Raw genomic sequence first — 21,885 nt, forward strand, 5'->3', positions numbered from 1 at the left:
CAAGGATGGATGCATGTCGATCTCGAGCCTTTCCGCCGCCCAGATCTCGAGCCTCACGGTCACCGCGATCCAAGGCCTGTCGACGACGGACATCCAGTCCCTCAGCGGGACCCAGGTCGCCGCGATCAGCGCAACCGGGATTGGCGCGCTCGCCGACACCCAGGTCGCCGCGCTCAGCACGACACAGGTCAAGGCGCTCACCGCCACCCAGATCCCGAAGTTCGCCACTTCGGTGACCTTCGACGTCACCCAGCTGACCCAGCTCTCGACCCAGCAGGTCTCGGCCCTGACCTCGACCCAGCTGGCCTCGCTCGACGTCTCCCACATCGCCGTCCTCAGCTCGACGCAGATCGGCGCGCTGTCGGCCACGAATTTCTCGGGCTTCGACGCCACCCAGGTCGGGCAGCTGAACGAGACCCAGATCAAGGGCCTCACCGCCAGCCAGGTGAAGGGTCTGTCGACCACCGACATCGGCGAACTGTCCGCGACCCAGGTCGGCGCCCTGTCGGGCGACCGCCTCGCGGCGCTCACCACCACGAATCTGTCGGCCCTGGACGGCACCCAGGTCAGCGCGCTCAGCACCACCCAGATCGCTGCGCTGACCCCGACGCAGCTGAAGGGCCTGACCACCACCGACATCGGCGAATTGTCCGCCGCTCAGGTCGGCGCCTTCTCGGCGGCCCAGGTCGGCGCGCTGTCGGCGACCAATTTCTCGGCCCTGAACGCCACCCAGACGGCGGCGCTGTCGGTCACCCAGATCAAGGGCGTGACCAACGACCAGATCAAGGGCCTGACGACCACCGACATCGGCGAACTGGCCGACACCCAGGTCGGCGCCCTGAACGCCTCGCAGCTGGGCGCCCTGGCTTCGACCCAGGTCCAGCAGCTGGCGACGACGCAATTGGCCGCGCTGGGCTCGACCCAAGTGGCCGCGCTCAGCGCGACGAACTTCTCGGCCCTGAACGCCACCCAGGTCGGCTCGCTGAGCGAGACCCAGATCAAGGGCCTGACGACGGCCCAGGTCGGCGCCTTGAACGCCACGGACGTGGGCGAACTGAGCACCACCCAGGTCGGGGCGCTCAGCGCCACGCAGCTGGGCGCGCTGACGGCGACCGCCTTCTCGGCGCTCGACGCCACCCAAGTCGCGACCCTGTCGACGACCCAGGTCAAGGGTCTGACGACCACCCAGCTGAAGGGCCTGTCGGTCACCGACGTCGGCGAACTGGCCGACACCCAGGTCGGGGCGCTCGCGGCCACGCAGCTGGCCGGCGTGACCGCCACCAACATCTCGGCGCTGGACGCCACCCAGGTCGCCGCGCTGTCGACGACCCAGATCAAGGGCCTGACCGCCGACCAAGTGAAGGGGCTCTCCACCACCGATATCGGTGAGCTGGCCGACACCCAGGTCGCGGCTCTGACCGCCGACCAGATCAAGAACCTCTCGGCCGCCAACATCTCGGCCCTGAACCAGACCCAGGTCACGGCGCTCACCAACAGCCAGGTCGCCGCCCTGACCACGACCCAGGTCAAGGGTCTGACGACCACGGACATCGGCGAGCTCTCGTCGACCCAGGTCGGCGCCCTGACGACCGTCCAGGTCGGCGCCCTGGCCACGACCCAGGTCCAGACGCTGACGACCACCCAGGTCGGCGGCCTGTCCTCGAGCCAGATCGGCGCGCTTTCAACGACGAACCTGACGCAGCTGGACGCTACCCAGGTCGGCACGCTCAGCACGACCCAGCTGAAGGGCCTGACGACCGCCCAGCTGGCCGGCCTCAGCACCACCAATATCGGCGATCTCGCCGACACCCAGGTCGCGGCCCTGTCCTCGACCCAACTGGGCGCCCTGACGGCGACCGGCTTCTCGACCCTGAACGCCACCCAGGTGGCGGCGATCACCGAGACCCAGATCAAGGGCCTGACGGCCACCCAGCTCAAGGGTCTGACGGCCACCGACATCGGCGAGCTGGCCGACACCCAGGTCGCGGCCCTGTCGGCCGCGCAGGTCGGCGCCCTGACGGCGACCAACGTCTCGGCCCTGAACGGCACCCAGGTCGCGGCCCTGACCACGACCCAGATCAAGGGTCTGACCGCCGACCAGCTGAAGGGCCTGTCGACCACCGACGTCGGCGAGCTTTCGACAACCCAGATCGGCGCCCTCAGCGCCGACCAGATCAAGAACCTGTCGGCGACCAACATCTCGGCCCTGGCCGGCACCCAGGTCGCGGCCCTGACGAGCACGCAGATCAAGGGTCTGACCACGACCCAGCTGGCCGGCCTTAGCACCACCGACATCGGTGAACTGGCCGACACCCAGATCGCGGCCCTGGCCACCTCGCAGATCTCCGCGCTCAGCCAGACCAATGTGAAGAGCCTGTCGACCACCCAGATCGGCGCGCTGAGCGCCTCGCAGGTGGGCGCGCTCTCGACCAGCAACTTCTCGGCGCTGGACGCCACCCAAGTCGGCGCTCTGAACGAGACCCAGGTCAAGGGCCTGACGGCCTCGCAACTGGGCGCCCTGAACGCGACCGACATCGGCGAACTGGCGACCACTCAGATCGCGGCCCTGGCCCCGACCCAGGTCGGCGCGCTGTCCGTGACCGGCCTGCAAGCCCTGGACGCCACCCAGACCGCCGCCCTGACCACGACCCAGATCAAGGGTCTGACGGCGACCCAACTGAAGGGCCTGACGGTCACCGACATCGGCGACCTCGCCGACACCCAGGTGGCCGCCCTGACGGCGAGCCAGGTGGGCGCGCTGACCGCCACGGGCTTCTCGACCCTCAACGCCACCCAGGTGGCGGCGCTGTCGACGACCCAGATCAAGGGCCTGACCGCCGACCAACTGAAGGGCCTCACCACCACCGACATCGGCGAGCTGGCCGACACCCAGGTGGCCGCCCTGACCGCCGATCAGATCAAGAACCTGACGGCAACCAGCGTCTCGGCGCTGAACCAGACCCAGGTCACGGCCCTGAGCAACAGCCAGGTCCAGGCGCTGTCGACGACCCAGCTGAAGGGCCTGTCGGTCACCGACATCGACGAGCTTTCGGCGACCCAGGTCGGCGCGCTGTCGGCCGCCCAGATCACCGCCCTGGCCTCGACCCAGGTGCAGGAGCTGTCGACCACTCAGATCGGCGGCCTGACCGCCACCCAGATCGGCGCGATCACCGCGACCAACGTCTCGCTGATGGACGCCACCCAGCTGGGCGCGCTGAGCACGACCCAGGTCAAGGGCCTGACGAGCAGCCAGCTGGCCGGCCTCAACACGACCAACATCGGCAACCTGGCCGACACCCAGTTCGCGGCCCTCTCGGCCAGCCAGCTGGGCTCCCTGAACGCCACCAACTTCTCGGCCCTGAACGCCACCCAGGTGGCGGCGCTGAGCGAAACCCAGGTCAAGGGCCTGACGGCGACGCAGCTGAAGGGTCTGACGACCACCGACATCGGCGAACTGGCGACGACCCAGGTGGCGGCCCTGTCGGCCGTGCAGATCGGCGCCCTGACCGCGACCAATGTCTCGGCTCTGAACGGCACCCAGGTCGCGGCCCTGACCACGACCCAGGTGAAGGGCCTGACCGCCGATCAGCTGAAGGGTCTGACGACCACCGACATCGGTGAGTTGGCCGACACCCAGATCGGCGCCCTGAGCGCGGACCAGATCAAGAACCTCTCGGCCACCAACCTGTCGGCGCTGGACGTCACGCAGACCGCGGCCCTGTCGGTCACCCAGATCAAGGGCCTGACCAACACCCAGATCGCCGGTCTGACGACGACCGATATCGGCGAGCTGGCCGACACCCAGATTTCCGCCCTGTCGTCCTCGCAGGTCACGGCTCTGAACGTGCAGAACCTGTCGGCGACGCAGATCTCGGGCCTCAGCTCCACGGTGATCGGCGCGATCGGCGCGACCAAGTTCTCGGCCTTCGACGCCACCCAGGTGGCGGCGCTGTCGGCGACCCAGATCAAGGGCCTGACGACCTCGCAGCTGGCCGGCCTGACGACCACCGACATCGGCGAACTGGCCGACACCCAGGTGGCCGCCCTGACGCCGACCCAACTGGGCGCGCTGACGGCGACCGGCTTCTCGGCCCTGAACGCCACCCAGGTGGCGACGCTGAGCTCCACCCAGGTCAAGGGTCTGACGGCGACGCAGCTGAAGGGCCTGACGGTCACCCTGACGGCGAGCCAGGTGGGCGCGCTGACGGCCACGGGCTTCTCGGCCCTGAACGCCACCCAGGTGGCGGCGCTGTCGACGACCCAGATCAAGGGCTTGAGCGCCGACCAGGTGAAGGGCCTGACGACCACCGACATCGGTGAGCTGGCCACGACCCAGGTCGCGGCTCTGACCACCGACCAGCTGAAGAACCTCTCCGCGGCCAATGTCTCGGCCCTGTCCGACACCCAGGTCGCGGCGCTGAGCAACACCCAGATCCAAGGCCTGACCGCGACCCAACTGAAGGGCCTGTCGGTCACTGACATCGACGAGCTTTCGTCGACCCAGGTCGGCGCGCTCTCGACCGCCCAGATCGGGGCCTTGGCCTCGACCCAGGTGCAGGAACTGTCGACCACCCAGATCGGCGGCCTCGCGGCCAGCCAGATCGCGGCGATCTCGACGACCAATGTCACGCAGCTGAACGCCACCCAGGTCGGCGCGCTGTCGACGACCCAGGTCAAGGGCCTGACCGCCGACCAGCTGAAGAACCTGACGGCCACCAACATCGGCGACCTCGCCGACACCCAGGTGGCCGCCCTGTCGGCGACCCAGCTGGGCTCGCTGACGGCGACCGGCTTCTCGACGCTGAACAGCACCCAGGTCAGCGCCATCACCGAGACCCAGATCAAGGGTCTGACGGCGTCGCAACTGAAGGGCCTGACGGTCACCGACATCGGCGAGCTGGCCACGACCCAGGTCGGCGCCCTCACCGCGTCCCAGATCGGCGCCCTGACGACCACGGGCTTCTCGGCCCTGGACGCCACCCAGGTCGGCGCGCTGTCGACGACCCAGATCAAGGGCCTGACCGTTGATCAGCTGAAGAACCTGACGACCACGGACATCGGCGAGCTGGCCGACACCCAGGTGGCCGCCCTGACCGCCGATCAGATCAAGAACCTGTCGACGACCAACCTCTCGGCGCTGTCGTCCACCCAGTCGGCGGCCTTGACGGCGACCCAGATCAAGGGCCTGACCAACACCCAGATCCAGGGTCTGTCGACGACCGACATCGGCGATCTCGCCGACACCCAGGTCGCGGCCCTGAGCACGGCCCAGGTCGGCGCCCTGACCACGACCCAGGCGCAACAGCTGTCGACGACCCAGATCACCGCGCTCAGCGCGACCCAGGTCGGCGCCCTGACGACGTCGGGCTTCTCGGCGCTGAACGCCACCCAGGTGGGCACGCTGTCGACGACCCAGGTCAAGGGTTTGACCAACAGCCAGCTGACCGCCCTGAACGCTACGGATGTCGGCGAACTGGCCGACACTCAGGTGGCGGCGCTGACGCCGACCCAGCTGGGCGCGCTGACGGCCACGGCCTTCTCGGCCCTGGACGCCACCCAGACCGCGGCCCTGACCACGACCCAGGTCAAGGGCCTGACCGCCACGCAGCTGAAGGGCCTGACGACCACGGACATCCCTGACGGCGAGCCAGGTGGGCGCGCTGACGGCCACGGGCTTCTCGGCCCTGAACGCCACCCAGGTGGCGGCGCTGTCGACGACCCAGATCAAGGGCCTCAACGCCGATCAGCTGAAGGGCCTCACCACCACCGACATCGGTGAGCTGGCGACCACCCAGATCGGCGCCCTGACCGCGGACCAACTTAAGAACATCTCGGCCGCCAACATCTCGGCCATGGCCGACACCCAGGTCGCGGCGCTGAGCAACACTCAGATCCAGGCGCTGTCGACGACCCAGCTGAAGGGCCTGTCGGTCACCGACATCGACGAGCTTTCGGCGACCCAGATCGGTTCGCTCTCGGCCGCCCAGATCGGGGCCTTGGCCTCGACCCAGGTGCAGGAACTGTCGACCACCCAGATCGGCGGCCTGACGGCCACCCAGATCGGGGCGATCGCGGCCACCAATGTCAGCCTGCTGAACGCCACCCAGGTGAGCGCGCTGTCGACGACCCAGATCAAGGGCCTGAACAGCAGCCAGCTGGCCGGCCTGAGCACCACCAACATCGGCGACCTCGCCGACACCCAGGTGGGCGCTCTGACCTCGACCCAGCTGGGCGCCCTGACCGCGACGGGCTTCTCGAACCTCAACGCCACCCAGGTGGCGGTGCTGAGCGAGACCCAGGTCAAGGGTCTGACGGCGACGCAGCTGAAGGGCCTGACGACCACCGACATCGGCGAGCTGGCCACGACCCAGCTGTCGGCCCTGTCGGCCGGCCAGATCGGCGCTCTGACGGCGACCAACGTCTCGGCCCTGAACGCGACCCAGACGGCGGCGCTGACCACCACCCAGATCAAGGGCCTGACGGTCGACCAGCTGAAGGGCCTGAACACGACGGATATCGGCGAACTCGCCGGCACCCAGATCCAGGCCCTGGCCACCAGCCAGCTGGCGGCCTTGTCGACGACCAACCTCTCGGCCTTCGACGCGACCCAGATGACCGCCCTGAGCGCGACCCAGGTCAAGGGCCTGACCGTCGACCAGGTGAAGGGCCTGACGACCACCGACATCGGCGAATTGGCCGACACCCAGGTGGCCGCCTTGACCAACGCCCAGATCGGGGCCCTGGCCACGACCCAGGCGCAACAGCTGTCGACCACCCAGATCGGCGCCCTCAACGGCTCGCAACTGGGCGCGCTGACGGCGACCGCCTTCTCGACCCTGGACAGCACCCAGGTCGGCGCTCTGACCAGCACCCAGGTGAAGGGTCTGGCCGCGACGCAGCTGTCGAGCCTGACGACGACGGACATCGGCCAGTTCGCCGACACCCAGATCGCCGCGCTCAGCATCCTGCAGTTGGCGGCCCTGTCGGCGACCAACGTCTCGGCGCTGGACTCGACCCAAACCGCCGCCCTGTCGACGACCCAGATCAAGGGTCTGACGGGAACGCAGCTGAAGGGCCTGTCGGCAACCGACGTCGGCGACCTGGCGGACACCCAACTGGCGTCGCTGACCTCGACCCAGCTGGGCGCGCTGTCGACGACGGTGATCGACACCCTGAACACCACCCAGATGGGCCAGTTGCAGGCTACGCAACTGTCCGGCCTGACCTCAACCCAGCTGGACTATCTCTCGACGACCAACATCTCGGCGATGTCCAGCACTCAGGCCAACGCCCTGACCGCCACCCAGGTGCAGAGCCTGAACGACTCGCAGATCGCCGCGTATCTGAACGTCAGCTGATCCTGGCCTACGCCGCTCGCGCCCACAGGCGCGAGCGGCGGACCGCTTCTCGGCCATTGGTCGAGCGTCCTTCCCCATGCCATGATCGTGTTCGGCTGACTCGCGCGCCATGTTCGCGCGCGGCTGTCGGCCGCCCACCGGTTTCAGGAAGACAATGGCCGACGTCGACACGCTGGATATGCTCAGCAAGCTGACCGCCGAGAATTGCCCGCTCGGCGACGTGATCACCCTGGCCGCGACCTTGGGGCAGGGGGGGCAGCCGGCCTTGGCCGACCAGGCCTACAAGGTCTGGATCCGCTTCAACCCTGACCATCCGCAGCTGTGCGTGGCGCATTTCAACCGCGCCGTCCTGCAGGCGGCCCTGGGCGATAACGCCGGGGCGGCGGCCTCTCTGGAAGCCGCTATCGCCCTGAACGCCGATTTTCTGCCGGCCTATGTGAATCTGGGTGGTCTGCAGGAGCGCGCTGGGCTGCACGAGTTGGCGATCGTCACGTGGGAGGCGGGCGCCAACCGCCCCGCCGTCATGAACGGCATGGGCGTCAGCTACGCCTTCACCTGCCTCAAGCAGATCGCGCGCCTGCTGGGCGAGATCCACCAGCCCGCCCGCGCCGAGATGGCCTTGCAGCGCGCCGCCGACCTGGATCCGCACGCGATGGACGTGATCGGACAACTGGTGGCCACGCGCCTGAGCCAATGCAAATGGCCCGCGTTGCAGCCAACCGACCGCTTGAGCCGCAAGACCCTGCTGAAGGGCGTCAACCCGCTGTCGATCGCCGCCTACACCGACGACCCCCTCCTGCAACTGGCCGCCGGCAACCGGTTCAGCGAGCGCGAGGCCAAGACCACGCCCGACCAGATTCGCGCCGACCGTCGCGACGCTCCGATCGATCTCGCGGGCCGCCGGCCACGGATCGGCTACATCTCGTCGGACCTGCGCGACCACGCCGTCGGCTATCTGATGGCCGAGCTGTTCGAGGTGCACGACAAGTCCAAGGTCGAGGTCTTCGCCTACTATTGCGGCCCCGAGTCCAGCGACGGCCTCAACACCCGCATCCGCGCCGCCGTCGAGCATTTCACCGACATTCGTCCGATGACGGACGACGAGGCCGCCCAGCGCATCGCCGAGGACGGCATCGACATCCTGGTCGACGTCAACGGCCACACCCGCGACGCCCGGACCGCCGTCTTCGCGCGCCGCCCTGCGCCGATCCTGGTCAATTGGCTGGGCTATCCCGGGACCATGGGCAGCGACTACCACCACTACATCATCGCCGATCCGTGGATCATCCCGCCGGAGATGGAGCTCTACTACTCCGAGGCCGTCCGCCGCATCCCCTGCTACCAGCCCAACGACCGCCGCCGGAAGGTGGACGAGCACGTCCCGACCCGGGCCGAAGCCGGTCTGCCCGAGGACGGCTTCGTGTTCTGCTGCTTCAACGGCACGCAAAAGATCACGCCGCACGTGTTCGACCGCTGGATGGAGATCCTCAAGCGCACGTCCGGCAGCGTTCTGTGGCTGCTGGACAGCAATCCCGAGACCAACGCCCGTCTGCGCGACGCGGCCGAGGCGCGGGGCGTCGATCGCACGCGCCTGATCTTCGCGCCGAAGATGCCGAATGCCGCTCACCTGGCGCGCTATCGCCTGGCGGACCTGTTCCTGGACACCACGCCCTACGGCGCCCACACCACGGCCTCGGACGCGCTGTGGATGGGCGTGCCGATGCTGACCTGGTCGGGCCGCTGCTTCGCCTCGCGGGTCTGCGGCAGCCTGGTGCGCAGCGCGGGCCTGCCCGAACTGGTGGTCGACAGCGCGCGGGCCTATGTCGAGAAAGCGGTCGAGCTCGGCGCCGACCGCGAAAGAACCCAGGCTCTGCGCGCGACGCTGGAGGCCAGCCGCGACGCCTGCGTGCTGTTCGACATGGACCTGCTGACCGCCAAGCTGGAGGCGCTCTACGACGAGATGATCGCCGAGCACCAGGCCGGCCAGCGGCCTCGGCCGAACCTTACCAATTTCGAGACCTATCTCGATATCGGCCTGTCGCTGGACCGCGACGACCGCGAGATGCAGGCCGAACCCGACCTGCACGGCCTCTATCGCCACGAGCTGGCCCGGCGTCACCAGGTCAAGGCCATCCCCGCCGACCACCGGCTGTGGGAAGGCGAAGCCCGGTGAATCGCCAGCAGCTGGAGGCGCTGAAACTCGACGGCTACGCCCCGCGCCACGTCCTCGATATCGGGGCCAATGTGGGGGACTTCACCCGCGACTTCCTGCAGGCGTTTCCAGACTGCGTCCCGACCCTGGTCGAGCCCAATCCATACTGTGAGGAGGCGCTCGCCCGGACGCCGTTCGAGCGGCACATGGTCGCCGCGTCCGACCAGAACGGCGAGGCCGAGCTGTTCCTGTCCAAGGACTGGCTGCAATCGACCGGGACCTCGCTGTACCGCGAGAACACCCACTATTTCCGCGACGAGATCATGGTCCGCCAGACGGCGCCCAAGGTCCGACTGGATGACCTGTTCGCCGGTCGCCGCTTCGACTTCGTCAAGATCGATACCCAAGGATCGGAGCTGGATGTCCTGCGCGGCGGGCAGGCCGTGTTGCGCCAGGCCGACTACATCCTGATCGAGATCTCGCTGGTCAATTTCAACGAGGGCGCGCCACCCGCCGAGGACGTCTTCGCCCAGCTGGCGGCCATGGGCTTCGTCCCGGCCGACGTCACCGAGTTCCATCGCCTGGAGGAGACGCACGACGGCATCCTGCAGATGGACTTTCTGTTCAAGCGCCGTGTGGCGCGCCCGTCGCAGTTCAGCCGACTGACGGCGCTGAACGACCTGGGCGGGCTGGTCGCCCATCTGCGGGCGCGCAAGGCGCAGAACGCGAGCTTCCGGGTCCTGCTGATCGGCGGCGGCCCTCCCGGCTGGCCCGAGGACCTGCGCGATGCGACCCTGGGCGGAACGGGCGCCGAGTTTCCCGGCGACCTCTCTGATCCGGACAGCTACCGCGCCGTCTTGGCGCATGTGGCGCGCGAGGGGCGGTTCGATTACGCCGTGACGCCGCACGCGCTGCAGGTTCTGGCGCGACCGTCGGTGCTGCTGGAGCGGCTGCCGCTGGTCGCCGAGGCGGGCTGGATCACCACGCCCTCGCGCTATCTGGAAGTCCTGAAGCCGGAAGGCGCGCATCGCGGCTTCGCCCATCACCGCTGGGGCGTGGACAGCGTCGACGGCGTTCTGGTCTTGGCGCCCAAGACGCCGTTGATCGAGCATCTGACCTTCCCGGGCGAAACGGTCTGGGAGCAGGCCCCGCGGCAATTCGAGTTGCAGGTCGGCTGGCGCGGCGGGCTGCGGTTCGAGGTTCTTGGCGGGGAAGGGGCTCTTCCCGGCCGCGAGCAGGCCTTGGCCCTGATGGGCCACTTCTTCGAGGGCGTCGCCCCCGGCGCCGACCTGGGGAGCGCAACGCCCGAGGCGCTGTCCGAAGAGGCCGGGATCGACGTCGCCGCCCAACTGGCCCAGGCGGTCGCCACCGCGCGCGATCCGCGCTCGGGCCTGCATCCGCTGGGGCGGATGAAATTCTACCACGACGCCGTCAGCCTGATCCTGTGCGAGCCCCTGACCCGCGAGCGTCTCGACCTGTTCGAGGCCCTGTTGGCCGAGGCGGCGGCCATGGACGTCCAGGCGCCCACGCCCGAATGGACCGACTGGGTGATCCACTATCGCGTCGTGATGGACTCCCTGACCGGCGCCAACCTCGACGGGCCCACGCCGGATGCGCCGGACGACGGTCCCCAGACCTTCCTGACCGGCGACGGCCAGACGCTCGACGGCGACGGTCTCAAGGCTCACGCCGACGCGCTGGGCGTGCAGGCGGTGTTCTTCGCCGCCGCCGACGAGCGCTATGTCGAGCTCTATGGCCGCTGGCTGGCCCTGTCGGTGCTCAAGCACAGCGACGTGCCGTTCCTGGTCGTCCTCCATGTGATCGGCGGCGGCGAGCGCCTGGCGGAGGCCGCCGCGACGGTCGGGATCGACGACCCGCGGGTGATCTTCACCGGCGACGGTTTCGACGCCTCGACCGTGAAGACCCTCTGCTACGAAGCTCCGCCCAAGGGCCTGATCGAGATCCCGGTCGCCCATTACCAGTCGGTGCGTTTCCAGCGCCTGGGCGGCCTGCTGGAGCTGCTGCAACGGCCCGTGTTCGTGTCGGACATCGACCTGCTGCTGCAGCGCGGCGTCTCGGACCTGCTGGAGCAATGGTCTCACGCCGATCTGGTGATCAACGAGAACGACCGTAACATCCAGGCCGGTTCGCGCATCACCGCCAACCTGCTGCTGGCCCGCCCGACCCCGGCGACGGCGGTCCTGCTGCGCTGGCTGCGGGCCTATCTTGATGAGCGGCTGTCGCGCGAGACCGTGACGCGGTGGATCGACCAGGTGGCCCTGAACCTGGCCCGCCATCACCTGGCGCTGCACGTTCCGGACGTCACGATCGGGGCCTTCGACACCTTCAGCGACATCAACAACGTCATGTTCAGCGAGTACGTGCCGGGTCACCCGTTCCGGTTCCTGTCGCTGTACCACGGCTTCGATACGTCGACGCTGGAGGAGTAGGGCGGCCTTCTTCCTCCCTATTAGGGGGGAGGTGGATCGATGCGAATACGCATCGAGACGGAGGGGGGGCGAAGCGGTGGTGCGTCCGCCACCTCACAGGGCCCCTCGACCGCCATTCGGCGGTCCCCTTCCCCCAGAGGGGGAGGAAAATCAGAACTCGGCGCGCGCCTTCATCAGCATCGCGCCGCCGGTCTCGGCCCAAAGCTCCGCGCCGCCATCGATCAACCGGCCTCGCGCCGTGATCGTTTCTCGGGCGAAGGCCGGCTTCAATGCCCGGAATGCGAAGCGCGTCAGCGGCCGCGCGGGCATGGCTTCCAGCAACAGCAAAGCGATCAAGGGCCCGTGGACCACGACGCCTGGATAACCCTCAACCTCCATCGCATAGGCCTGGTCGTAGTGGATGCGATGGCTGTTGGCGGTCGCCGCCGAGAAGCCGAACAACAGCACCGGATCGGTCACGGTCTCCCGGCTCCAGTCGGCGGGGGGCGAAGGCGCGGCGTCGGGCGTACGTGGCGCCGGCGGGGCGGCGGCGTAGACGATCGTCTGGTGCTCGCTGACACGAACCTCGCCCTGCTGACTGAACGTCCGGTCGACGGTGACGAAGGTCAGCGGCCCGCTGCCGCCGGCCTTCTCCGTGACGTCGGCGATGGTCTCGACCAGCTCGGTTTCGCGACCAGGGAGAAGGGGCCCGACGAAGCTCATCTCCGCCGCCGCGAACATCCGGCGCGGCGCCTCGATCGGCGGCAGAAAGAGGCCGCGCTTCGGATGGCCGTCCGGGCCGAGGTTCGACCGGGGAATGGACTCGGCCAGGCAGGCCCAATGCCAGGCGGGCGGGACCTCCGCCGGCGGCGCCGGGCGATCCAGCACCGCCGCCAGCCGCGCCAGGTCCGACGCTTCCAGCATCGCTGTCCGCCGCCGTTGGCGGCCGATCCAGTCGGCGAAGGCGCGCATCAGTACGAGCGCGGCAGGCCGAGCACGTGCTCGGCGACATAGGCCAGGATCAGGTTCGTCGAGATCGGCGCCACCTGGTAGAGCCGCGTCTCGCGGAACTTGCGCTCGATGTCGTACTCCTCGGCGAAGCCGAAGCCGCCATGGGTTTGCAGGCAGGTCTCGGCCGCGGCCCACGAGGCCTCCGAGGCCAGCATCTTGCCGATATTGGCCTGCTCGCCGCACGGCTGACCGGCGTCATAGCGGGCGGCGGCGTCATAGACGGTCAAGCGCGCGGCGTGGGCCTGGGCGTAGGCGCGGGCGATCGGGAACTGCACGCCCTGGTTCTGGCCGATCGGCCGGCCGAACACGACCCGGCTGTTGGCATAGTCTCTGGCCTTGCCGATCAGCCAGGCGGCGTCGCCCAGGCACTCGGCCCCGATCAGAATCCGCTCGGCGTTCATGCCGTCCAGGATGTAGCGGAAGCCCTTGCCTTCCTCGCCGATCAGGCTGCCCTCGGGAATGACCAGGTTGTCGAAGAACACCTCGGTGGTGGCGTGGTTCAGCATGGTGGCGATCGGCTTGATCGTCAGGCCGGCGCCTTTGGCCTCCCGCATGTCGATCAGAAACACCGACAGGCCCTCGCTCTTTCGGGCGACCTGGTCCTTGGGCGTGGTGCGGGCCAGCAGGACCATCAGGTCGGAATGCTCGGCCCGGCTGGTCCAGACCTTCTGGCCGTTGACGACATAGGCGTCGCCCTCGCGGCGGGCGAAGGTCGAGATCGCGGTGGTGTCACTTCCGGCGGTCGGCTCGGTGACCCCGAAGGCTTGCAGGCGGATCGAGCCGTCGGCGATCCTCGGCAGCCAGGTCTCCTTCTGCGCCGTCGAGCCGTGCCGCAGCACCGTGCCCATGGTGTACATCTGAGCATGCAGCGCCGCGGCGTTGCCGCCGCTGGCGTGGACCTCCTCCAGGATCGCCGCCGCGGCCGTAAGCCCCAGGCCGCCGCCACCGTATTCCTCGGGGATCAGCACGCCCAAGAGCCCCGCCTTGGTCATGGCGGCGACGAAGTCGGTGGGGTAGGCCTTTTCGCGGTCCAGGGCGCGCCAATAGGCCGGCGGAAAGTCGCGGCACAGGGCCCGCACCGTCTGGCGCAGGGCTTCGATCAGTTCGGGATCGGCGGAGGCGGACATGGCCGCCAGCTTCGGGCCTGAGGCGGGCCGCGTCCAGCCTGACCCTGGGTCACCGCCAACCGCCGCCCAAGGCCTGGACCAGAGCCACCGCCGTGGTCTGGCGCGACACCGCCGTGGTGACCAGGGCCCGCCGCGCCGTCAGCGCCGAGGCCTGGGCCGCGACGACGTCGGTATAGGCCACCTGGCCGGCGCGGTACTGGTTCAGCAGCATCTGCTCGGTCTGGTCCGCCGCCTGGGAGGCGGTCAGTTGCAGGGCGTACTGCCGCTCCAGGGTGCGGGCGGCGGTCAGCTGGTTCTCGACGTCCTCGAAGGCCTGGAGCGCCGTCTGGCGGTAGTCGGCGGCGGCGGCGTCATAGGCGGCGCGGCTTTGCGCCACGCGCGCCCGCCGCGCGCCGGCGTCGAACAGGGTCTGGGCGGCCGAGAGACCCAGCGACCAGGTGTTGGCCGAGGCCGCGAACAGGTCGCCCAGCTTGCTGGCCGTCGAGCTGCCGTCGGCGCTCAGATTGAAGGTCGGGAAAAAGGCGGCGCGGGCCACGCCGATATCGGCGTTGGCGGCGGCCACGCGACGTTCGGCGGCGGCGACGTCGGGGCGGCGCTCCAGCAGGGTCGAGGGCACGCCGATCGGGATCTCGGGCACGACCGGCTTCCAGGCCGCGTCGGCCGCCAGGCGGAAGGAACTGGCCGGCTCGCCGACCAGCACGGCGATGGCGTTCTCGAAGGTGGCGCGGTCCTGGACCAAGCCTTCCAGGGTCGATTGAGCGTTGGCCAGCTGGGCCTGGGCCTGCAGCACGTCGGACTTGGGCGCGATGGCGGCGTTGTAGCGGTTGGTCGTGATCTGGAGGCTGCGCTGATAGCCCTCCACCGTCGTTTGGACCATGGCGATCTCGGCGTCGGCGCGGCGCAGGCCCAGATAGCTTGTCGCCAGTTCGCCCTGAGCCGACAGCCGGGCGGCGGCGAGGTCGGCCTCGCTGGCTTCCGCGCTGGCCTCGGCGCCGCTGATCCCGGCGCGGATGCGACCCCAGACGTCCGGCTCCCAACTGGCCCCGATGCCGACCTGGTAGCGCTGGGTGTCGCCGGCGTTCGTGCTGCCGCCGCCCGACGGGGTGCTGCGCGTGCCGCCGCCGCCGGACTTGGTGGCCGAGGCCGACAGGTCGACGGTCGGGAACAGGCTGGCGCGCTGCTCGCGGACGATGGCGCGGGCTTGGCGATAGGCGGCCTCGGCGGCGGCGATGGTCTGGTTGTCGACCTTCACGCGCTCGGCCAGGGTGTTCAGCTGGGGATCGCCCAGCAGGGTCCACCAGTCGCCCCGGTCGAGGTGGTCGGTCGGCGTCGCGGTCTTCCAGCCCTCCAGCGCCTTGTAGGCGGCCGGAGCGGGGGTCTTCAGGACCGGCGTCTCGTAGGCGGGCGTCATCGAGCAGGCGGCCAGCAGGACGAGCAGGCAGGCGGATCCGGCGATGCGGAAAAGGTGGGTCATCGTGCGGGCTCCGGCGCGTGCGGGTGGTGGGCCAGATGCCGCTCGTCCTTGTCGCGCGCCTTGCCGCGCAGGCGATCGAGATAGACATAGACCACGGGGGTGGTGATCAGGGTCAGCAGCTGGCTGGCGATCAGGCCGCCGATGATGGCCACGCCCAGCGGCCGGCGCAGTTCGGCGCCTTCGCCGAAGCCGATGGCCAGGGGCAGGGCGCCCAAGGCGGCGGCCAAGGTGGTCATCAGGATCGGACGGAAGCGCAGCAGGCTGGCCTCGCGCGCGGCCTCCTGTGCCGTCAGCCCTCGGCTGCGCTGAGCGTCCAGGGCGAAGTCGATGATCAGGATGGCGTTCTTCTTGACGATCCCCAGCAGCAGGAAGACCCCGATCAGGGCGATGATCGAGAACTCCATCTTGAAGATCAGCAGGGCCAACACCGCCCCGACGCCGGCGGCGGGCAGGGTGGACAGCACCGTGACCGGGTGGACGTAGCTCTCGTAGAGGATGCCCAGCACGATGTAGATCGCCACGATGGCGGCCAGGATCAGCAGGGGTTGCTGTTTCATCTGGTCGTTGGCCTGACGGGCCTGGCCCTGGAAGCTGCCGCGCACGGTGGTGGGCATGCCGATCTCGGCCTCGGCCTGGGCCACGGCCGTCTGGGCGTCGGCCAGCGCCTTTCCGTCGGCCAGGTTGAACGAGATCGTCGTGGCCAGCTCGCCGTTCTGGTGGTTGACCGAGGTCGGGGTGGCGTTCTGGACGACCGTGGCGATGGCCGGCAACGGGGTCATGGCCGTGGCGGCGGTGTTCAGGGCCGAACCGGTCGAGGGATCGCGCAGCGCTGGATTGACGCTGGGCTCGGCCGAGGTGGTGGTCGCCGTCGTGCTAGCCGGCCGGGTCGGGACATAGACGTCGTTCAGCGCCTCGGGGCCTTGGGCGAACGGCTTCTGCCACTCCAGGATCACCGCGTACTGGTTGACGTCCTCGTAGATCGTCGCGACCTGGCGCTGGCCGAAGGCGTTGTAGAGCGCGTTGTCGACCGCGCGCGGCGTGACGCCCAAGCGCGCGGCGCTGTCGCGGTCGATGTTGACCAGGGTCTCGACGCCGTTCTCCTGCTGGTCGGAATCGACGTCGGTCAGCACGTCGTCGTGAGCCTTCATCGCTTCGGCCAGCTTGGCGGACCATTCCTTGAGGTCGGCGCTGTTGTCGCTGGTCAGGGTGTACTGGTAGGTCGAGTTGCTCTGTCGCCCGCCCATGCGCAGGTCCTGGACGGGGTTCAGGAACACGTTGAGGCCGGTGACGCGCTGCAGCTGGGGCCGCAGGCGGGCGATGACCACCGAGCCCTTCTCCTTGCGCTCGCCGATCGGCTTCAGGTTCACGAACAGGAACCCGCCGCCGGCCCGGTTGCCGCCGGTGAAGCCGACGACCGTGTCGACCGCCTTGTCCTTGCGGATGATATTGACCACCTGCCGCAGCTTCTTCTGCATGGCCTGGGACGAGACCGATTGGTCGGCGCGGATGCCGGCGTTCAATTGGCCGCTGTCCTGCTGCGGGAAGAAGCCCTTGGGCACGGCGATGTAGAGCCAGGCGGTCATGGCGATCACCGCGACCAGGATCAGGATCACCAGCGGCTTGGCCGCCAGGGCCCAGTCCAGGCTGTGCTCGTAGGCGCGATGAACGACGGCGAAGGCGCGCTCGAAGAAGCGGGCGATCGGGCCTTCCTTGTCCTTGCGCTCGGGCCGCAGCAGGTAGGCGCACATCATCGGCGTGGTGGTCAGCGAGATGACCAGCGAGATCAGCACCGCCGCCGACAGGGTGACGGCGAACTCGCGGAACAGCCGCCCGACCTGGCCGCCCATGAACAGCAAGGGGATGAAGACCGCGACCAGCGAGATGCTGATCGACAGCACGGTGAACCCGACCTCGCGCGCGCCCAGCAGGGCGGCCTGGAAGCGGTCCATGCCCTTCTCGATGTGGCGGGCGGTGTTCTCCAGCACCACGATGGCGTCATCGACCACGAAGCCGGTCGCGACCGTGATGGCCATCAGGCTGAGATTGTTCAGGCTGAAGCCCAGCAGGTACATCACGCCGAATGTGCCCAGCAGCGAGACGATGGTCGCCGCCGCCGGGATGAAGGTGGCGCGGGCGCTGCGCAGGAAGACGCTGACCACCACGATCACCAGGATGATCGAGATCAGCAGGGTGACCTCGATCTCGTGCAGCGAGGCGCGGATCGAGTTGGTGCGGTCGCTGGCCACCGCCACGCTGATGTCGCCCGGCAGCTGGGCGCGCAGCTCGGGCAGGGTGGCGCGGACGCTGTCGACCGTCTGGATGATGTTGGCGCCGGGCTGGGCGGTGATCAGCACGATGATGGCCGGCTTGCCGTTGAACAGGCCCAGGGTGCGGGTGTCGGCGACGCTGTCGGTGACATCCGCGACATCGGACAGCCGGATCGGGGCGTCGCCGCGCCAGGCCACCACCAGGCCGGCATAGTCGGCGGCCTTGCGGCCCGCGCCTGTCGTATAGACCTGGTAGCGCTGGCCATTGCCCTCCAGCGCGCCCTTGGGACGGTTGGCGTTGGCCGACTGGATGGCCGCCCGGATGTCCTCCATGGCCACGCCGTACTTGTTGAGCAGGAACGGGTTGGTCGAGATCCGCACCGCCGGCAGCGAGCCGCCGCCGATCTCGACGTCGCCGACGCCGCTTACCTGGGCCAGGCGCTGGGCCACCACGTTGGAGACCGCGTCGTAGATCTGGCCCGGTGTCTTGGTGTCAGAGGTCAGGGCCAGGATGATCACTGGCGCGTCCGACGGGTTCATCTTGCGGTAGGTCGGGTTGCTGCGCAGTGTCGCCGGCAGGTCGGCGCGGGCGGCGTTGATCGCGGCCTGCACCTCACGCGCGGCGCCGTCGATCTTGCGGTTCAGGTCGAACTGCAGGGTGACCCGCGCCGAGCCGTTGGAGCTCTGCGAGGTCATCTCGTTGACGCCGGAGATCACGCCCAGCCTTCGCTCCAGTGGCGTGGCGACGCTGGAGGCCATGGTCTCGGGGCTGGCGCCCGACAGGTTGGCCGACACCGAGATGGTCGGGAAGTCCACCTGCGGCAGGGGCGAGACCGGCAGCACGAAAAAGGCCGCGATACCGGCCATGGCGACGCCGAGGGTCAGCAGGATGGTGGCGACCGGCCGCCGGATGAAGGGCGCGGACAGGTTCACGACGGCGCCCCCGGGATCGGCTCGGGATCGATCCGGTCGCCGTGCGGGCCTTCATCGGTGGTCCGATGTTTGCCGGCGGGCGCCAAACGGTCAAAGGCCAGGTAGACGACCGGTGTCGTGAACATGGTCAGCAGCTGGGACAGCAGCAGGCCGCCGAAGATGGCGATGCCCAGCGGCCGCCGCAGCTCCGCGCCCTCGCCGAAGCCCAGCATCAGCGGGATGGCCGCGAACAAGGCCGCCAGGGTGGTCATCAGGATCGGCCGGAAGCGCAGCACGGCGGCCTGGAAGATGGCCTCGTGCGGCGACTTGCCTTGCTCGCGCTCGGCGTCGATCGCGAAGTCGATCATCATGATCGCGTTCTTCTTGACGATACCGATCAGCAGGATGATGCCGATGATCCCGATGACGCCAAGGTCGTTGCCGGTGATCCACAGGGCCAGCAACGCCCCGACCCCGGCCGAGGGCAGGGTCGACAGGATGGTCAGCGGGTGGATGTAGCTCTCGTAGAGTACGCCCAGTACGATGTAGACGCAGACCACGGCCGCCAGGATCAGCCACAGCTGGTTCGACAGCGAGTTCTGATAGGCCCCCGCCGCGCCCAGGAAGGTGTGGGTGACCGATACGGGCATGTCGATCGCCTTCATCGCCTGGCGGATCTCGTCGACCGCGTGGCCCAGCGAGACGCCGGGCGCGGTGTCGAAGCCGATCGTCGTGGCCGGGAACTGGGCGACATGGGTGACCTGCAGCGGCGACTGCTGGGTCTTGATGGTCGAGAAGGCGGCGAGCGGCGCGGGCAGGCCGCCGCCGGTCTTCAGGTTCAGATTGCCCAGGGTGGTGGGGTCGGTCAGGACGCCGGGCTTGGCCTCCAGGATCACCCGGTATTGGTTGGTTTCGGTGAAGATGGTCGAGACGATCCGCTGGCCGAAGGCGCTGTACAACGCGTCGTCGACATCGGACGCCGTAATGGAAAGACGAGCGGCAGTGTCGCGGTCGATGTCGACGAAGGCGGCCTGACCGGTCGCCGAGGCGTCGGAATAGACGTTGCGGACAGCCTTCACCTTGGCCAGCTGGGCGGTCAGCTTCCCGGCCCATTCCTTGATCGTGGCGGTGTCGGCGCCTTCCAGCGACAGGCGGTACTGGGTGGGCCCGGTCTCGGCGTCGATGGTCAGGTCCTGGGTGGGCTGCAGGTAGAGGGTGACGCCGGCGACATTGGCCACGCGGTCGCGCAGCCGTTGCATGATCCGTTCCTGCGAGCCCGAGCGGTCGGGCTTCAGGTTGATCTGCAATTGGCCGGTGTGAAGCATGGCGTTGTTGGCGCCGTCGACGCCGATGAACGAGGCGACGTTCTCGATGGCCGGGTCGCCCAGGATCGCCTCGGCCGCTTGCTGCTGCAGGGCCGACATGCGATCGTACGACACCGACTGGGCCATCTCGGTGCGGCCTTGGAGCTGGCCGGTGTCCTGGGTCGGGAACAGGCCTTTGGGGATGACCAGGTAGAGCACGGCGGTCAGGACGAGCGTGGCGACGGCGACGACCAGGGTCGCGGCCTGGCGCTCCAGCACCCAGGCCAGGGCCGTCTCGTAACGGGCCTCGACACGCTCGAACAGGTCCTGGGCCTTGCGGCTGATCCCCTTGGACTCCTGCTCTGGATGCGAGGCCAGCCAGCGGGCCGACAGCATCGGCGTCAGGGTCAGGGAGACGACGGCCGAGATCAGGATGGTGATGGCCAGGCTGATGGCGAACTCGCGGAACAGCCGCCCGACCACGTCGCCCATGAACAGCAGCGGGATCAGCACCGCGATCAGCGAGATGGTCAGCGAGATGATCGTGAAGCCGATCTCGCGCGCGCCCTTCAGGGCCGCCTCCATGGGCTTCTCGCCCTTCTCCAGGTGGCGCGTGATGTTCTCGATCATCACGATGGCGTCGTCGACGACGAAGCCGGTGGCGATGGTCAGGGCCATCAGGCTGAGATTGTTGAGGCTGAAGCCCAGCAGATACATCACCCCGCACGAGCCGATCAGCGAGATCGGCACGGCCAGGCTGGCGATCACCGTGGCGCGCAGGCTGTGCAGGAAGAAGAAGATCACCAGCACCACCAGCACCACGGCCAGCAGCAGCTCGATCTCGACATGGTGCACCGAGGCGCGGATGCCGGTGGTGCGGTCGGCCAGGACCTTGACGTCCAGGGTGGCGGGCAGGCCCGCTTGCAGCTCCGGCAGCTTGGCCTTGATCGCGTCGACGGTCTTGATGACATTGGCGCCGGGCTGGCGCTGGACGTTGACGATGATGGCCGGGGTCTTGTCGGCCCAGGCGCCCAGGCGGGTGTTCTCGGCGCTCTCGACGACCTGGGCGATGTCGGACAGGCGGATCGGGGCGCCGTCCTTGTAGCTGACGATCAGCGAGCGATAGTCGTCGACGCTGAGCAGCTGGTCGTTGGCGTTGATCGTGTAGCTGCGGGTGGGGCCGTCGAAGCTGCCCTTGGCGCTGTTGGCGTTGCTGTTGCTGATCGCGGTCTGCACGTCCGACAGGGTCAGGCCGTAGCTGGCCATGGCCTGGGTGTCGGCCTGAATGCGCATGGCCGGCCGCTGGCCACCCGAGAGGCTGACGAGACCCACGCCGGAAACCTGGCTGATCTTCTGAGCCAGGCGGGTGTTGACCAGGTTCTGCACCTCGGTCAGCGGCAGGGTGTCGGAGGTGATCGCCAGAGTCAGGACCGGTGCGTCGGCCGGATTGACCTTGGCGTAGACCGGCGGGGCGGGCAGGTCGGCCGGCAGCAGCGAGCCGCTGGCGTTGATGGCCGCCTGCACCTCCTGCTCGGCGACGTCCAGCGTCTCGCCCAGATTGAATTGCAGGGTGATCACCGAAGCCCCGGCGGTGCTCACCGAGCTCATCCGGGCCAGGCCCGACATCTCGCCCAGCTGGCGTTCCAGCGGCGCGGTGACCGTCTGGCTCATCACCTCGGGGCTGGCGCCCGGATACAGGGTCTGGACCTGGATGGTCGGATAATCGACCTGCGGCAAAGCCGACAGCGGCAGCAGCCGGAAGCCGACCAGGCCCGCCAGGACGATGGCGGCCATGAACAGGGCCGTGGCGACCGGCCTCTGGATGAAGGGACGCGAGGGGTTCATCGGGGC

At 68.8% G+C, this 21,885-nt stretch carries 7 protein-coding genes and 1 pseudogene; 3 read left to right on the top strand and 5 right to left on the bottom strand.

Annotated elements, in window-relative coordinates; genetic code table 11:
- The first annotated feature begins 13 nt into the window (after positions 1–13).
- The 3 genes and pseudogenes from ASC70_RS11270 to ASC70_RS11280 all read left to right on the top strand — a co-directional run bounded on the left by ASC70_RS11270 (position 14) and on the right by ASC70_RS11280 (position 11,960).
- A pseudogene (locus tag ASC70_RS11270) lies at positions 14–7,358 on the top strand (ice nucleation protein).
- Positions 7,359–7,512: 154 nt separating this feature from the next.
- On the top strand, positions 7,513–9,531 hold the full coding sequence (locus ASC70_RS11275; RefSeq protein ID WP_056050078.1) for an N-acetylglucosamine transferase: 2,019 nt from the start codon (positions 7,513–7,515) through the stop codon (positions 9,529–9,531).
- Positions 9,510–11,960: an FkbM family methyltransferase gene (locus ASC70_RS11280; RefSeq protein ID WP_056050080.1), complete on the top strand. Its 2,451-nt coding sequence runs from the start codon at positions 9,510–9,512 to the stop codon at positions 11,958–11,960. Before ASC70_RS11275 ends, ASC70_RS11280 begins: the two co-directional genes overlap by 22 nt.
- A 150-nt stretch (positions 11,961–12,110) precedes the next feature.
- Here ASC70_RS11280 and ASC70_RS11285 read toward each other — a convergent pair whose 3' ends face one another.
- From ASC70_RS11285 to ASC70_RS11305, 5 genes are read right to left on the bottom strand one after another with little or no spacing between them, the layout of a single operon-like run.
- Positions 12,111–12,911, bottom strand: coding sequence for a MaoC family dehydratase N-terminal domain-containing protein (locus ASC70_RS11285; RefSeq protein WP_056050082.1), 801 nt, complete (start codon positions 12,909–12,911; stop codon positions 12,111–12,113).
- Complete coding sequence (locus tag ASC70_RS11290) at positions 12,911–14,077, bottom strand: acyl-CoA dehydrogenase family protein (protein WP_056050085.1); 1,167 nt, start codon at positions 14,075–14,077, stop codon at positions 12,911–12,913. Before ASC70_RS11290 ends, ASC70_RS11285 begins: the two co-directional genes overlap by 1 nt.
- Positions 14,078–14,126: 49 nt before the next feature.
- The gene (locus ASC70_RS11295) at positions 14,127–15,551 is read right to left on the bottom strand and encodes an efflux transporter outer membrane subunit (RefSeq protein WP_056050087.1); all 1,425 of its coding nucleotides are present in this window, start codon (positions 15,549–15,551) and stop codon (positions 14,127–14,129) included.
- Positions 15,548–18,751 (bottom strand): efflux RND transporter permease subunit, encoded by a 3,204-nt coding sequence (locus ASC70_RS11300; protein WP_056050089.1) that lies wholly within the window; start codon positions 18,749–18,751, stop codon positions 15,548–15,550. Before ASC70_RS11300 ends, ASC70_RS11295 begins: the two co-directional genes overlap by 4 nt.
- Positions 18,748–21,879 (bottom strand): multidrug efflux RND transporter permease subunit, encoded by a 3,132-nt coding sequence (locus ASC70_RS11305; RefSeq protein WP_056050090.1) that lies wholly within the window; start codon positions 21,877–21,879, stop codon positions 18,748–18,750. The genes ASC70_RS11300 and ASC70_RS11305 overlap by 4 nt, the downstream gene beginning before the upstream one ends.
- Positions 21,880–21,885 lie beyond the last annotated feature (6 nt).

It is taken from the genome of Caulobacter sp. Root343, from assembly GCF_001425745.1.
Classification (GTDB): domain Bacteria; phylum Pseudomonadota; class Alphaproteobacteria; order Caulobacterales; family Caulobacteraceae; genus Caulobacter.

Coding starts and splice junctions, on each gene's coding strand:
- ASC70_RS11275 (WP_056050078.1), top strand. CDS start 7,513: ATGGCCGACGTCGACACGCTGGATATGCTCAGCAAGCTGACCGCCGAG.
- ASC70_RS11305 (WP_056050090.1), bottom strand. CDS start 21,879: ATGAACCCCTCGCGTCCCTTCATCCAGAGGCCGGTCGCCACGGCCCTG.
- ASC70_RS11295 (WP_056050087.1), bottom strand. CDS start 15,551: ATGACCCACCTTTTCCGCATCGCCGGATCCGCCTGCCTGCTCGTCCTG.
- ASC70_RS11290 (WP_056050085.1), bottom strand. CDS start 14,077: ATGTCCGCCTCCGCCGATCCCGAACTGATCGAAGCCCTGCGCCAGACG.
- ASC70_RS11285 (WP_056050082.1), bottom strand. CDS start 12,911: ATGCGCGCCTTCGCCGACTGGATCGGCCGCCAACGGCGGCGGACAGCG.